The organism is Weissella ceti (genome assembly GCF_018394055.1).
Taxonomy (GTDB): domain Bacteria; phylum Bacillota; class Bacilli; order Lactobacillales; family Lactobacillaceae; genus Weissella; species Weissella ceti.
The window spans coordinates 400,465-414,746 of the sequence record NZ_CP074441.1 but is presented as its reverse complement, the minus strand read 5'-3'; the positions used below and the strand labels follow the sequence as shown (position 1 = coordinate 414,746).

Annotated in this window: 15 protein-coding genes; all 15 read right to left on the bottom strand. The window is 42.1% G+C overall.

Going from position 1 to position 14,282, the window contains the following annotated elements; genetic code table 11:
- Positions 1 to 138: 138 nt before the first annotated feature.
- The 15 genes from KHQ31_RS02140 to hisS all read right to left on the bottom strand — a co-directional run bounded on the left by KHQ31_RS02140 (position 139) and on the right by hisS (position 14,056).
- On the bottom strand, positions 139 to 834 hold the full coding sequence (locus tag KHQ31_RS02140; protein WP_213409355.1) for an MIP/aquaporin family protein: 696 nt from the start codon (positions 832 to 834) through the stop codon (positions 139 to 141).
- A gap of 279 nt (positions 835 to 1,113) precedes the next feature.
- Positions 1,114 to 1,992 (bottom strand): class II fructose-1,6-bisphosphate aldolase, encoded by an 879-nt coding sequence (fba, locus tag KHQ31_RS02135; protein ID WP_213409354.1) that lies wholly within the window; start codon positions 1,990 to 1,992, stop codon positions 1,114 to 1,116.
- A 13-nt stretch (positions 1,993 to 2,005) separates the two neighbouring features.
- Positions 2,006 to 2,602 carry an HAD family hydrolase gene (locus KHQ31_RS02130; RefSeq protein WP_213409353.1) on the bottom strand — a complete coding sequence of 199 codons (597 nt, stop codon included), beginning with the start codon at positions 2,600 to 2,602 and terminating at the stop codon, positions 2,006 to 2,008.
- Between the two features lie 272 nt (positions 2,603 to 2,874).
- Entirely contained in the window at positions 2,875 to 4,953 is a 2,079-nt protein-coding gene (gene glyS / locus KHQ31_RS02125) for a glycine--tRNA ligase subunit beta (RefSeq protein ID WP_213409352.1), read from the bottom strand.
- A gap of 1 nt (position 4,954) precedes the next feature.
- Positions 4,955 to 5,884 (bottom strand): glycine--tRNA ligase subunit alpha, encoded by a 930-nt coding sequence (glyQ, locus tag KHQ31_RS02120; protein ID WP_213409351.1) that lies wholly within the window; start codon positions 5,882 to 5,884, stop codon positions 4,955 to 4,957.
- A 273-nt stretch (positions 5,885 to 6,157) separates the two neighbouring features.
- On the bottom strand, positions 6,158 to 6,289 hold the full coding sequence (locus KHQ31_RS07860) for a hypothetical protein (RefSeq protein WP_264336031.1): 132 nt from the start codon (positions 6,287 to 6,289) through the stop codon (positions 6,158 to 6,160).
- A 130-nt stretch (positions 6,290 to 6,419) separates the two neighbouring features.
- A complete protein-coding gene (recO, locus tag KHQ31_RS02115) occupies positions 6,420 to 7,232 on the bottom strand; it encodes a DNA repair protein RecO (RefSeq protein WP_213409350.1) in 813 nt (270 codons plus the stop codon).
- 32 nt (positions 7,233 to 7,264) lie between these two features.
- Positions 7,265 to 8,173, bottom strand: coding sequence for a GTPase Era (gene era, locus KHQ31_RS02110; RefSeq protein WP_213409349.1), 909 nt, complete (start codon positions 8,171 to 8,173; stop codon positions 7,265 to 7,267).
- Between the two features lie 19 nt (positions 8,174 to 8,192).
- A complete protein-coding gene (locus tag KHQ31_RS02105; RefSeq protein ID WP_213409348.1) occupies positions 8,193 to 8,597 on the bottom strand; it encodes a diacylglycerol kinase family protein in 405 nt (134 codons plus the stop codon).
- Positions 8,581 to 9,063, bottom strand: coding sequence for an rRNA maturation RNase YbeY (gene ybeY, locus KHQ31_RS02100; protein WP_213409347.1), 483 nt, complete (start codon positions 9,061 to 9,063; stop codon positions 8,581 to 8,583). Before ybeY ends, KHQ31_RS02105 begins: the two co-directional genes overlap by 17 nt.
- 80 nt (positions 9,064 to 9,143) lie before the next feature.
- Complete coding sequence (locus KHQ31_RS02095) at positions 9,144 to 9,587, bottom strand: GatB/YqeY domain-containing protein (RefSeq protein WP_213409346.1); 444 nt, start codon at positions 9,585 to 9,587, stop codon at positions 9,144 to 9,146.
- A gap of 97 nt (positions 9,588 to 9,684) precedes the next feature.
- Complete coding sequence (rpsU, locus tag KHQ31_RS02090; RefSeq protein ID WP_213409345.1) at positions 9,685 to 9,870, bottom strand: 30S ribosomal protein S21; 186 nt, start codon at positions 9,868 to 9,870, stop codon at positions 9,685 to 9,687.
- Between the two features lie 131 nt (positions 9,871 to 10,001).
- Positions 10,002 to 10,883, bottom strand: a complete 882-nt coding sequence (locus KHQ31_RS02085; RefSeq protein ID WP_213409344.1) for a YitT family protein — start codon at positions 10,881 to 10,883, stop codon at positions 10,002 to 10,004.
- A gap of 55 nt (positions 10,884 to 10,938) precedes the next feature.
- Positions 10,939 to 12,744, bottom strand: coding sequence for an aspartate--tRNA ligase (gene aspS, locus KHQ31_RS02080; RefSeq protein WP_213409343.1), 1,806 nt, complete (start codon positions 12,742 to 12,744; stop codon positions 10,939 to 10,941).
- A gap of 4 nt (positions 12,745 to 12,748) precedes the next feature.
- Positions 12,749 to 14,056: a histidine--tRNA ligase gene (hisS, locus tag KHQ31_RS02075; protein ID WP_213409342.1), complete on the bottom strand. Its 1,308-nt coding sequence runs from the start codon at positions 14,054 to 14,056 to the stop codon at positions 12,749 to 12,751.
- Between the last annotated feature and the right edge of the window lie 226 nt (positions 14,057 to 14,282).

The window sequence follows — 14,282 nt, the reverse complement described above, 5'->3', positions numbered from 1 at the left end:
TATATTTTTGTTAAAACGTTTTATTGAACGTTGCTTTTCTTGTCGATAATATCTGACACAGTCATTGCGCTCTTCCATAAACGTCACACGAATAAAAATAGGTGATCTAGAAAGATCACCTATCATAAATTCATTTAATTATTTATCATCCGCCAAAATGTACTTATCAATCAAGATCGCAAAAATCACGGCCACAAATGGCGCTGTTAGGTATACCCATAACATTTCTAATGCGGTCCCTCCAGCAAATAATGCGGGATACAAAGAACGAACTGGGTTCATTGATGTTCCAGTCAAGTTACCACTGAACATTACCAATGCAAAGACAGTAATCCCAACAATAATTGGAGATTGTCCGGCAAACTCATTCGTCAAACGATTCATGAAGACCAACAAAACCGTCAATAGAATTGTCGTAATCATCATTTCCACAAAGAATGCTGCACCAGAGGTTAAATTAGGATGCATCGTGCTACCTAGATGATGTTCTGCAATTGCTGATTCCCAACTGATCCCTTGCTTTGACAAAAAGGCATTGTACGTTCCAACCAATGCTAGTTCTCCTAGTAGTCCACCCACAAGTTGACTAATGAAATAAACAACGGCTTCCTGACCTGGCATACGCTTTGTAAGGTATACCATCAGAGTAACCACCGGATTCAAATGCGGACCAGATAATGGCCCGAATGTGTAAACCAACATGGTAAACATTAGCCCCCAACCAAGCGCTGGACCTAACAAATCTGCATATACGCCACCAAACAAAACCAATCCTGTTCCCAGATAAATCAACAAAGCAGTTCCAACTACTTCCCCAAAAATCTTACGTGTCATCGTATGTGTACCCCTAATTTATATTTAAAAACGAAGATGTTTCATCGTTAAATCGATTCAACTTGTTCATAATATCACAACCAAACAAATTTAAACATACTTTTATTTATTAAAAAACGAAACAAATCATATGCACTTTCTTATTAAATATTAGTTATTTGCGAAACAATATAAAAAAGCATCAAAACCTTGTGATGAATCATACTTATATTGGTCCAAGACGCAATATATTTGTATGTTTCCAACTCAATAGTTTTGATGCTTACTAATTTTAATTAATTACGCCTTATTTGCTGAACCAAACACATTAATACGCTCAACTGCCATGGCTTCAATCGCTTCAGTTCCTGGCAACAAGAACTTACGCGGATCGTAGTTCTTACCTTCTAGATCCTTGTTAGAAAGGACAAATTCACGTGTAGCCTTATGGAACGCTAATTGCCCTTCCGTGTTCACGTTAATCTTGGCAACACCAAGAGAAATCGCCTTTTGAATTTGCTCATCAGGGATACCTGAGCCACCGTGTAATACGAATGGCAAGTCTTTCCCCGTATCTGCCTTAACAGCCTTAGAAATGTCTTCTAGGTGCTTGAAATCAAGTCCCTTCCAATCTTCTGGATATGGGCCGTGAATATTTCCAATTCCAACCGCAAGCATATCTACACCTGCTTCGGCCATACGAACTGCATCAGCTACTGGTGCAATTTCACCATCAGCGACGATACCGTCTTCTTCACCACCAATAGTCCCTACTTCACCTTCTAAAGACATATTCTTGGCATGGATTGTTTTAGCGACTTCCATTGTCTTTCGCACGTTTTCATCAATTGGTAATGATGATCCATCAAACATGGCAGACGTAAAGCCAACTGCCGTTCCTTCTTGCACTTCTTCAAATGTTCCGTGGTCAACGTGAATCGCCACAGGAACAGTCATCTTAAGTGCATCATGAATGTCTACGACCAAGTCACGAGCAACTTTGAAGCTACTCATGTACTTAGCAGCGCCACCAGTTACTTGAATAATAACTGGTGATTGCGTCTTTTCAGCCGCCATCAAAATCGCTTTGACCCATTCAAGATTGTTTACGTTGAATGCTGGTACTGCGTAGCCATTTGCACGCGCCTTTTTCAACATCTCTGTACTACTTGTAATCATGTCTATCTCCCCCTTATTCCCAATTTGCCTTTTCAAAATGAACTAAATCACCATGGACAGGACCAGTGATAATATTACTCATTTTAATTGCTTCACTGATTGAGCCATTGGCTGTCTCTTGATAGTTCTTTGCAACTTCAACTAAGAATGGCACTAACTTGTCTTCCCAAGTCAGATGCTCAGTGTAACCATATTGAATCCATTCACTATTAGCAGCTGTATCAGACCATGCACTTGCACCGTGGTATGGACGATCATCAACTAAAATACCACCAGTTCCATGAACTAGCCCTTTATCGTGCGCCATCACAACCTTTTTGTAGAAAGGATTACCTTCCCCTGCACCAAATTGATTCTCTAACCAAACAATTTTATCTTGCCAAGCGCTTGGGTTATGCCAAGGTGCTGTTGATAAGATATAAAGATCAAAATATTCATTCAACGTAGCAACTGCATCCTTAACCCCTTGCTTAATCGGTAGGTCTGCAAAAATACCAGCTACACGGTCTGGCTTTGCCACTTCAGGATGCTCTTCTGCATAAGCATTTAAAATGGGCAATGTATCTACTAACACGTTATCCATATCTAAATACAACTTTGGCTTATTCATGTTATTTCCTCCATTACAACTTTTTGGTAAACGCTTACAATTTTCAAATATATGTCTATTATTCAACAATTTTCGTATCTTGTAAACAGTCAATCACGAAAACTACTTACTAAAATTCAGAGTTTTTCACAAATGATTGGCATATTCCGCATGACATCAACGTTTAACTTATTTTAAATTTTTTCACAATATTGGTATATCTGATTTAAGACAACGAAAAAAGGACCTAGCTATCAGCTACGTCCTTTTGGTCTATCTATTAAACTAACAAATTACTTGCTCTTCACATCTAGTTCCATGAAGTTAGCAACTTGTCCGGCCATTTCACTTACAGTTGCAAGTGTTGCCAAACGGTTTTGCTTCACAGCTTCATCTTCAACCATAACCATTGTTACGTCGAAGTAAGCGGCAATCTTATCTGACAAAGCCAACAAATCAACCAACATGTCATCAGTTGTTTCTGCATCAAGAGCTACTGTTGCTTCATACAACGCTGCTTCAGCTTCGTTTTCAAACAAGTCAGTAGATACTTCTGCATCTGTTGAGTTCTTAGTTGTCAAACGCATGATACGTGTTAATCCTTCAACACCATCACGGAAGTTAGCATCATCTTGATGAGCCAACAACGCTGCAACAGAATCAAACATTTGACTTGTGCTTGTTAGACCAGCTTGTGTCACGGCATTAATCACGTCATGACGCACATTTTGATCTTGCAATTCCTTGATAACACGGTCTGTCAAGAAATCATTGATATCTGACACACTGGCTACCAAACGTGCAACAACCTCTTCTGGCAAACCAACATGGTCTTCACTTTCAGTAATGGCTGATACGTATTCAACCAACAATTCGTTCAAGTCGAATGTCCAGTCGTTAGCACGAAGAATGTTCATGATTCCAGAAGCAGCACGACGCAATGCGTATGGGTCGTTTGATCCAGAAGGAATCATTTCACCGGCGAAGAATGATACTAATGTATCTAGCTTATCAGCCAAAGCCAAAATCTTACCTAGGTCAGTTGCTGGCAATTCCCCACCTGCACTAATTGGCATGTAGTGTTCACGAATTGCAGCAGCTACTTCAGGCGCTTCACCGAACAACAAAGCGTACTTTTCACCCATGATACCTTGCAATTCGTCAAATTCACCAACCATTCCAGTCATCAAGTCAAACTTGTAGATTGATGCAGCTTCAGCCAGCTTCACTTGTGCATCTTCGTCTAGTTCTAGACGATCTGCTAGCAAGGCAGCCATTAATTGCGCACGACGTGTGTGATCAGCAACTGATCCCAACTTAGCGTGGAATGAGACATTCTTCAACTTATCATTGTAGTAAGCAATATCATGCTTTTGATCTTCACCGTAGAAGAAGACAGCGTCTTCCAAACGGGCAATCAAAACCTTTTCATTACCAGCAATAACGTTGTCCAAGTGTTGGTCGTTTCCGTTACGTACTGAGATAAAGTGTGGCAACAAAGCCCCATTTTCATCAACAACGTGGAAGAAACGTTGGTGTTCGCGCATTGAAGTAATCAATACTTCATCCGGCAAATCCAAGTACTTTGCATCGAAATTACCATTGAAGGCTGTTGGGAATTCAACCAAGTTATTAACTTCTTCCAACAAGTCGGCATCAGGCACAACAGTCCAACCATTTGATGCCCCAATCGCTTCGATTTGTGCCCAAATTGTGTCCTTACGTGCTTGTGCATCAGCCAAAACAGCAACTGATTCAAGCGCAGCAACGTATTCTGTTGCTGACTTAATTTCAACATCTTGTCCTAAGAAACGGTGTCCACGTGATGTGCGTCCAGTTTCAACATCCAAAACGTTGAATGGCACAATCTTGTCATCCAACAAGGCAACCATCCAGCGAATCGGACGAACGTATTGGAAGCTGTGACGTCCCCAACGCATTTCAGTTGGGAATTGCATTGCTTCAACAACAGTGTTGAATCCTTGCAAAACATCCGCTGCAACTTGACCAGCTTCAAACTTCGCAACGAAGATGTGTTCGTTTCCGTTTGATTCCTTGATGATGATGTCATCAGTTGTCATACCTTGTCCACGAACGAATCCTTCCGCAGCCTTAGTGTAGTTACCATCAGCGTCCACAGCAGCACGCTTGATTGGCCCCTTCACTTCAAATTCCATGTCTTCAGCCTTGTCAGCCAAGTCACGAACCAAGATTGCCAAACGACGTGGTGTTGAGAAAGCTTCGACCTTCCCAAATCCCAAACGTGCTTCAGCTAAGAATGCTTCAGTACGTTCAACCAATTGTTCACGCGCTGGTGAAACCAAGTGCGCTGGTACTTCTTCTAGTCCAATTTCTAATAGAAAATCTGCCATGTTACTTAGCCTCCTCTTCTTGAGCTGGTAGGTACTTTTCACGTAATGCTTCATCCTTCAATAGTGGGAATCCAAGCTTCTTACGTTCAGCGATAAAGGCCTTCGCAACTGTGCGGGCCATGTTACGGATACGGCTCAAGTACTTAGCACGTTCAGTAACTGACACAGTTCCACGAGCATCCAACAAGTTGAATGTGTGTGATGCCTTCAAGATGTAATCGTACGCCGGGTGAACCAAACCGGCTTCTAGCGCACGCTTTGCTTCAGCCTCGTATTCATTAAAGTGACGCAACAACATGTCTGCATCTGATGTGTCAAATGAGTATGTTGAGTGTTCAAATTCAGGTTCCTTGAAGATATCCCCGTAAAGAACACCGTTACCCCATTCCAAATCGTAAACAGTTGGTACGTCTTGGATGTATGATGCCAAACGTTCCAAACCATATGTGATTTCAGAAGTAACTGCATCAACAGGAATTCCACCGACTTGTTGGAAGTACGTAAATTGTGTGACTTCCATTCCATCTAGCCAAACTTCCCAACCGATACCAGCGGCACCCATTGATGGGTTTTCCCAGTTGTCTTCAACGAAACGAATATCGTGTTCCAATGGGTTGATCCCCAAAGCAACCAATGATTCCAAGTACAATTCTTGAATGTTATCTGGTGAAGGCTTCATAACCACTTGGAATTGGTGGTGTTGGTACAAACGGTTTGGGTTATCCCCGTAACGTCCATCCGCGGGACGACGTGATGGTTCAACATAAGCTGCATTCCATGGTTCAGGTCCATTGGCACGCAAGAATGTGTAAGGACTCATTGTCCCCGCACCCTTTTCAGTATCGTAGGCTTCCATCAACATGGCACCTTGCTTAGCCCAGAATGTTTGCAAAGTTAAAATAATATCTTGGACACTCATTTTTGTGCTCATTATTAGTTCCTTTCTGTGGCAGTGCAGAAAAAAATCCCTACACCAACCACATTGCGTGATTGATGTAGGGACGATATGTATCGCGGTTCCACCCTACTTCCAGTTAGACTGGCAGCTTAATTTAAGTTGTTGCTCAGATAGCTCCCCATTCATCAACCATGATTACCCTCTCACCATTGGTAACTCGCTCATACAGGTCTTAAAATTTTTTCTATCCTCAATGCATATACTTAATATTTTACGGGAAGCCTTGTAAAAGTCAAGCAGAATTGCTTAACCAAAGATGGCGTGGAATCCAGTTTCAACAGCTGCTGCAGTCCAGAAAGTCCAAGTACTGATTTCCATCAAAATACCAACTCCAATGTGTTGCCAGTGGTTAATGTCTAGCCATGGGTTCATAATCATAAATCTCCTTTTTGTTTATGACGTTAATTATATCGAAAGTAAGATATTTCGTCAAATTTAAAATTTAAAACTTTTTATGAAAATAAAATAAAAACCCCTAAGGATTCCTCCTCAGGGATTTTTAATCATATTAAGCATGTCCACTACTATCATCTTTATCTGTCGTTTCAGAGGTAGGCGTTCTCGATTGTAAACGTTGGTCCCAACTCTGCAATTGTTTGATAAAAGACTTCGCTTTTAATTGAACCCCTACTTGATCGTCATAAATCGCATCTAATACACGACTCATTTCTTGTAGGGTCATTGTTTTAACACTTAACGAATGCATCTGCTTTAAATGCACTTGGCTAAATTGTTTTAAGATATATAGCGCTTTAGGCGCAATATGCATACGATGTTCATCTTGACCAAAATGTTTGGCACACAAAAGCCCACCTAGTGTCATTGAAAAGTCCATTTGAGGCGTTGTTCCTTCACATATCACACAACGTTCCCAATCGACGTGCACACCAAAAGCAGGTAAGAGCTTTAGTTCAAAATAATTGGCTAAGGCCATCGGGCTAAGGCCCGTCTCCATCTTTTCAATCGCTAAAGCGACCTCATCATACCAATTCGTTAATGGTTGATTATCTACAAACGCAGCATCCACTAACCCCATGATGTAAGTCATGTAGGCAGATTTATTGACATCTTCTAGAAAAACACGTGCAACGTGACTTTGTTTCACATCATTCATAAAACTTAGTCCCGTGGCATTAATCGTTCCTTCATATTGTCCAATGGTAAACGGTAATACATCAGCCGCATACGCATATCTTTTCGATTTCCCATGACGAATATAAAACATTCGTTTACCATGTTCTCTCGTTAACATTTTAACCATCAAGTCGTGTTCTTTATGAGGACGTTGATACATCACAATCGCATCAAATACTTCTGTCATGTGCCCCTCCTTCCAAACACGGCATGTTTATATTAAACTTCTGAATCTTCGTTGTAACCAAAGGCGTTCAAAGATTGTGGCTTATCACGCCAACGATCTTCAACCTTAACCCATAGTTCAAGGAAAATCTTTTCACCCATTAGACGTTCGATATCCTTACGTGCACGAGTTCCGATTTCCTTGATCATTGAGCCTTGCTTACCAATAACGATGTTCTTTTGTGTTGGACGTTCAACAACAATCGCTGCTTGGATGTGCAACTTAGCATCACCTTCACGTTCGATTGTTTCGATAACAACCGCAACTGAATGTGGCACTTCTTGACGTGTCAATTGTAGAACCTTTTCACGGATCAATTCAGCCATAATAAAACGTTCTGGGTGATCAGTAATTTGGTCTTCAGGGTAGTATTGTGGGCCTTCTTCCATGTTTCCCATAGTGAAGTCCAACAAGTGTGGCACACCATCTCCATCCAACGCAGAGATTGGAAAGATTTCAGCAAAGTCCATTTGTTGACGGTAGTCATCAATGATAACCAACAAATCTTGTGGGTGTACCAAATCAACCTTGTTGATGATCAAGTAAACTGGTGTGTCCACTGTCTTCAAACGGTTAATAATGAAGTCGTCACCGGCTCCACGCTTTTGGTCTGCGTTCACAACAAACCAGATCATGTCAGCTTCTCCAAGTGATGACATCGCTGTCTTCACCATGAAGTCACCCAAACCGTTTTGTGGCTTGTGGATTCCAGGCGTGTCGATAAATACGATTTGCCCTTCATCATTAGTGTAGATTCCTTGAATCTTGTTACGTGTTGTTTGCGCCTTTGGTGACATGATGGCAATCTTTTCACCAATCATTTCGTTCATCAAAGTTGACTTTCCAACGTTTGGACGTCCAACAATGGCCACAAAACCAGACTTAAATGCTTGTTCGCTCATATTTATTCCTTAACTTTCGTTATTTCCAACCAAATAGTTGGAAAATGTATGGTAGAAAAATTAAACTACCGATAATCATTGCCGTACCTGCAGAAACCAAAACTCCCCCAGCAGCGACGTCTTTGGCAACTTTCGCTAACGGTTCGTATGTTTCTCCGACAATCAAGTCGACGATGGCTTCTACCATTGTATTAGTAAATTCTGCCACGACGACAATAAACACTGCAATGGTAATCCAGATCCAATCTGAACGGCCAATACCTAACCACAAACCTCCTAGGACAACTAAAATGGTTGCTAGCAGATGAAAACGCATATTACGTTCTCGTTCTAATACCACTTTTACGCCATCCCATGCATGACCAAAGGCTTGTAGAAATCGTGTGTTTTTTTCAGTTTGGTGCTCGTTAGCGTTCCAGTCCATATTGATCCAGAATTTCTGTTTGTAGGCCAAACATTTCCTTTTCATCGGCTTCACTTAATGTATGGTCATATCCATTTAAGTGCAAGAAACCATGAACAACTAAGAAGCCAAGTTCACGCTCATATGAATGTTCGTATTCCTTAGCTTGTTCCGCAACCTTGTCCACAGAAACCAAAATATCACCAAGATTCTTGGCCAAGTCAGCTTCCATGTCTTCATCAAACATCAACGGCATATCTTCGTCATCATCTTCGATGGCAAATGAAATAACGTCCGTAGCACGATCCTTATCACGGTACTCACGATTGTAACGTTGAATTTCATCATTATGCATAAATGTTACTGACATTTCAGTATCTTCTGGTAATTCTAGAAACTTACCTGCAAAATCTAAAATATCAGTAACTAAAGCAGTTTGTTCAGTCGTCAACCCAGGGGTTGATTGGTCGATCATTGCAACATCCATTGACTTATTCCTCCATTAATTTCCTGAATACTATTATTATACCGCACCTGTCTGTATCGGGAACATGTCTTATTCCGTGATTAGGCAAGCTTTTCCATAACCAAGCGGTTAACCAACTTACCGTCGGCCTTCCCCTTAACCTTAGGCATCAATGCGCCCATGACCATTCCCAAGTCAGCCTTGCTTGAAGCACCAACTTGCGCAATTGTTTCCACAACAATGGCTTCAACTTCTTCGTCTGACAATTGTTCTGGCAAGTAACGCTTCAAAACGTCCATTTGACCTTGAACTTCTTCTGCCAAGTCATCACGACCAGCAGCTTGGTTTCCTTCAAGTTCTTCAACACGTTGCTTCATTTCACGTGATACAACGGCAATTTCTTGCTCTTCTGTCAAGTCGGCTCCCAACTTGATTTGTTCGTTTGACAATGCTGACTTCAACATACGCACAACACCAAGTGTTTGCTTGTCCTTAGCCTTCATGGCTGTCTTCATATCTGCTGATAGTGTTTCAATTAATGACATGATTAAATTCCTTTCTTTGATACAACATTTTATAAGTTAATTTTAACAGAATATAAAACAAAACCGGACCACCCAACGGTAGTCCGGCTAGAACGAATTAACGTCCCTTCTTGTTCTTGCGCTTACGAGCAGCTTCAGCCTTCAACTTACGTTGAACTGATGGCTTAACGTAGAACTCACGCTTACGGTATTCTTGAAGAGTACCATCCTTTGAAACTCCACGCTTGAAACGGCGAAGTGCATCATCTAGTGACTCATTCTTACGAACAACAGTCATAGTCATAATGTTTACCCTCCCTTCCCGTGTGAAAAATTCAACCATTTAACGTTGCACACTTTGTTCTTTACTATTCTATACAGGTTAAATGTCAATGTCAAACAGAAAAACACTGACTTGATTAAATTAATTTGGGATTACAATTTAGGCTCAAAGAATCGCCCAATTGTACGTTCAATGCGCCATGTAGACGCCCAAGCATGTGGATCAGCTTCTGCTAATGCATCACGAAATTCATATCGTTCATACGCTGAAATAACAGTGAACAATACTTCCTTTGGCGCATGTGTATATGCACCTTCGGCTCCGTGCACGATTGTAATACCACGACGCAATTCTTTTTGTACGACTTCAATGACTTGCGCTGGCTTATCTGTCACGATCATCACTTGCAATTGTTGTTGACGTGTATACACACCATCAAGCACATTGGCATTCACAACCAAACTAATAATTGTGTAAAGTGCAAATTGTGGTCCAAATAAGAAGCCGGCGGTCAAAACGATGAATGCATTAAAGGTCAGATTAACTGCCCCCATACGCATGCCCGTTTTTTTACGCACGACAATTCCAATGATGTCCAAGCCACCCGTTGAAATTCCGTTACGCAAAGCCATTCCAGTTCCAAATCCATTCACGGCACCACCAAAGATGGCCAATACTAATGGATCTGTGCTCCATGGTACTGCTGGTCCGGTAATGTAGTGAATTGAGATAGACGCACCCACTAGGGCAACTGTCGTAAACAAGGCAAAGCGCCTACTAATCTTGATATACGCCAAAATCAACAATGGCGCATTCAATAAGATAATCAACACACTAATCGGCATGTCGAAGCCCATATAGCGATTACTAATCGTGTTCACAATTTGCGCTAGTCCAGTGAATCCAGATGAATAAATGTTTCCAGGAATCCAGAAGAAATTCAACGCTACCGCAGAAGTGATTGCATATAGTAAGGCTGTAAAGACACGAGAAGCTGATTCATGGCGATCAAAAAACTTAATAATCGAGCTCATGTTTCCCCCATTTTCACTCACAAGTAGGCATTAGATCATCAATAAATCGATTTGCTTACTCTTCAGCCATGTTTGGTGCATCAGTTTCTGAGTACACTGGCGAAACCAAGCCAAGATCTTCAACGATTTGTTGTCGGCTTGCTGGTGTAGGTGCATCAGTCATTGGTTCAGTGGCCTTTGAGTTCTTAGGGAACGCAATAACGTCACGAATGTTGTCACGTCCAGCAAGCAACATTGCCAAACGGTCCAAACCAAGTGCGATACCACCCATTGGTGGGAAGCCGAATTCCATACCTTCTAGTAAGAAGCCAAAGGCTTCCTTAGCTGATTCAGGTGTAAATCCAAGCGCTTGCAACATCTTTTGTTGCACATCCATACGGTGGATACGGATTGAACCTGATCCAAGTTCGTAACCATTCAAAACCAAGTCATATGATTGTGCCTTGGCCTTGTGAGCACCTTCTACAGTATCCATCAATGGCAAATCTTCTTCATTTGGCATTGTGAATGGGTGGTGCGCTGAAATCCAACGATCTTCTTCAGCTTGGTATTCAAATAGTGGCCAGTTCGTAATCCAGGCAAAGGCCCACTTTGATTCGTCAATCAAGTTCAACTTTTCAGCTGCTGAACGACGCAAAGCATCCAAACTTGCCGCAACAACACCAGGTTGGTCAGCAGCGAACAACAACAAGTCTCCTGGTTGTGCTTGCGTTTGTGCCAACAAGTCATCTGCCTTTTCAGTCAAGAATTTAGCAATTGGTCCTTCGATTCCCGCTTCAGAAACCTTCAACCATGCCAATCCCTTTGCACCGAAACGTTCGATGAATTGTGCCATCTTGTCGATGTCCTTACGTGAGTAGTTATCTGCTCCCCCAGGAACAACGAGTGCCTTAACTTGTCCGCCAGCCTTAACAGCGTTTGAGAACACACCAAAGTCTGAGTCAGCCATCAAGTCAGTCAAGTTTTGTAGTTCCATACCAAAACGCATGTCAGGCTTGTCTGTTCCAAAACGTTCCATGGCTTCGGCCCATTCCAATGTTGGAATTTGGTCAACGTTCAAGTCATAGTTAACTGTCTTCTTCATGATGTGCGCAACCCAGTTGCTTACCAATTCCATGATTTCAGTTTGTGACATGAATGATGTTTCAAGGTCTAGTTGTGTAAATTCAGGTTGACGGTCTCCACGCAAGTCTTCGTCACGGAACGCACGAGCAACTTGGTAGTAACGGTCAAATCCAGCACCCATCAACAATTGCTTAAACAATTGTGGTGATTGTGGCAAAGCGTAGAATGAACCTGGGTAGATACGTGATGGCACTAGGTAATCACGGGCTCCTTCAGGTGTTGACTTAGCCAAGATTGGTGTTTCAATATCGATAAATCCAGCGTCATCCAAGAATTCGTGTGTCGCTGCAGTAACCTTTGAACGAATCAACAAGTTACGTTGCATTTCAGGGCGACGCAAGTCCAAGTAACGGTACTTCAAACGAAGTTCGTCTGACGTTTCAATGCCATCTTCAATTTCAAATGGTGTTGTCTTTGCAGCTGATAAAACTTCGATGTGGTCAACTTGGACTTCAATCTTACCTGAACGTAGGTTTAGGTTTTGTGCCCCTTCGATACGTTCCTTAACGATTCCTTGTACTTCAATCACGTATTCAGTACGGATATCATCCGCAATTGCCTTCGCTTCTGCGTTGATTTCGTCTGAGAATGACAATTGCACTAGTCCTTCGCGATCACGCAAGTCAACGAACAAAACACCACCGAAGTCACGGCGCTTTTGCACCCAACCATCTAGTGTAACGTGTTGTCCTAGGTATGTTTCATCAATTAGTCCAGCATAGTTAGTTCGCTTCATTTTATTATTCTCCATCAATTACAGTTGTTTCCAACAAATCAGGCAATGCAGTGTACAAGTCAGTTAGCTTTTCTGTGCGTTCGGCTCCTGTTTCCAAGTCCTTCAAGTTCGCGACTTGATCTGCCAATTCACGTTCACCGATGATAATCATGTAACGTGCTTGCATACGATCAGCTGCCTTGAATTGTCCCTTCAACTTGCGGTCTTGGTAGTCACGTTCAGCGCTGTAACCGAATGAACGAACTGCTTGTAACATTTGCATCGCTGCAACATCAGTTCCTTCACCTTGATTAGCCACAAAGATATCAACTTTTGGTGCCATCCCCAAGTTAGCGTCCATGTCGTTCAACAAAAGCATCAAACGTTCTAGTCCAATACCGAATCCAACACCCGGCATTTCTGGTCCACCAAATTCTTGCACAAGCCCATTGTAACGACCACCACCAGCAATCGTTGTCCAACCACGACCAAGTACTGCGCTTTGTGTCATGATTTCAAAGATTGTGTGGTTGTAGTAGTCAAGTCCACGAACTGTGTTTGCATCGATTTCGTAATCCAACCCCAATGCATCCAAGTAAGTTTGGACCTTATCCCAGTGCAATTGTGCTTCTGGTGTTAGGTAATCCAAGATTGATGGTGCGTCCGCAACCAATTCTTGGTCATGTGCATCCTTTGAATCCAAAACACGTAGTGGGTTTTGTTCCAAACGTTGCTTTGAATCAGCTGACAATTCATCAGCCAATGGACGTAGGTAGTTGATCAAAGCTTGACGGTAAGCTTCACGTGATTCTGGATCACCAAGTGAGTTAATCGTCACCTTCAAGTCCGTCAATCCAAGTGTTTGGAAGAAATCAACGGCCATGGCGATTGTTTCTGCATCAAGGGCTGGTGACTCTGAACCCAATGCTTCTACACCGATTTGGTGGAATTGACGCATACGCCCTGCTTGTGGACGTTCGTAACGGAACATTGGTCCGATGTAGAACGCCTTGTATGGCTTTTGGAATTCAGGCCCAAACAACTTGTTTTCAACGAATGAACGAACTACTCCAGCTGTTCCTTCTGGACGAAGGGCAATGTGACGTTCACCCTTATCGTAAAAGTCATACATTTCCTTTGTTACAACATCTGAAGTGTCTCCTGCTGAACGCGCAAAGACATCAAAGTTTTCAAACAATGGTGTGCGAATTTCTTGGTATTGGTAATCAGAGAACAATAGACGGGCTGTTTCTTCGACGAAATGCCACTTGTATGATTCTCCTGGCAACAGATCAGCTGTTCCCTTTGGCTTTTGAAAATTTGATTTTGCCATAATTAAAGTCCTTTCACGGCACCAGGCTATAAAAAAAGCCCTCGATAACAACAACATTGTTATCAAGGGCGCATTCACGCGCGGTACCACCTTGTTTTGGTTCTCAACGTACGATAACGGTGTACATCCGCGCAACGCGACCTCAGAAGTGTCCCTTCTACATTCACAATACAGGCTTTCACCATCCCCTGCTCGCTTAAAATGTAACGTGTAGAATTCATTTCTT

Excerpts from the sequence above, each read along its gene's own strand:
- KHQ31_RS02130 (WP_213409353.1), bottom strand. The coding sequence starts at position 2,602 with ATGAATAAGCCAAAGTTGTATTTAGATATGGATAACGTGTTAGTAGAT.
- rpsU (WP_213409345.1), bottom strand. The coding sequence starts at position 9,870 with ATGACTATGACTGTTGTTCGTAAGAATGAGTCACTAGATGATGCACTT.
- KHQ31_RS07860 (WP_264336031.1), bottom strand. The coding sequence starts at position 6,289 with ATGATTATGAACCCATGGCTAGACATTAACCACTGGCAACACATTGGA.
- KHQ31_RS02140 (WP_213409355.1), bottom strand. The coding sequence starts at position 834 with ATGACACGTAAGATTTTTGGGGAAGTAGTTGGAACTGCTTTGTTGATT.
- era (WP_213409349.1), bottom strand. The coding sequence starts at position 8,173 with ATGAGCGAACAAGCATTTAAGTCTGGTTTTGTGGCCATTGTTGGACGT.
- KHQ31_RS02085 (WP_213409344.1), bottom strand. The coding sequence starts at position 10,883 with ATGAGCTCGATTATTAAGTTTTTTGATCGCCATGAATCAGCTTCTCGT.
- KHQ31_RS02105 (WP_213409348.1), bottom strand. The coding sequence starts at position 8,597 with ATGGACTGGAACGCTAACGAGCACCAAACTGAAAAAAACACACGATTT.
- glyS (WP_213409352.1), bottom strand. The coding sequence starts at position 4,953 with ATGGCAGATTTTCTATTAGAAATTGGACTAGAAGAAGTACCAGCGCAC.
- KHQ31_RS02095 (WP_213409346.1), bottom strand. The coding sequence starts at position 9,587 with ATGTCATTAATTGAAACACTATCAGCAGATATGAAGACAGCCATGAAG.
- hisS (WP_213409342.1), bottom strand. The coding sequence starts at position 14,056 with ATGGCAAAATCAAATTTTCAAAAGCCAAAGGGAACAGCTGATCTGTTG.
- fba (WP_213409354.1), bottom strand. The coding sequence starts at position 1,992 with ATGATTACAAGTAGTACAGAGATGTTGAAAAAGGCGCGTGCAAATGGC.
- glyQ (WP_213409351.1), bottom strand. The coding sequence starts at position 5,884 with ATGAGCACAAAAATGAGTGTCCAAGATATTATTTTAACTTTGCAAACA.
- aspS (WP_213409343.1), bottom strand. The coding sequence starts at position 12,744 with ATGAAGCGAACTAACTATGCTGGACTAATTGATGAAACATACCTAGGA.
- ybeY (WP_213409347.1), bottom strand. The coding sequence starts at position 9,063 with ATGGATGTTGCAATGATCGACCAATCAACCCCTGGGTTGACGACTGAA.
- recO (WP_213409350.1), bottom strand. The coding sequence starts at position 7,232 with ATGACAGAAGTATTTGATGCGATTGTGATGTATCAACGTCCTCATAAA.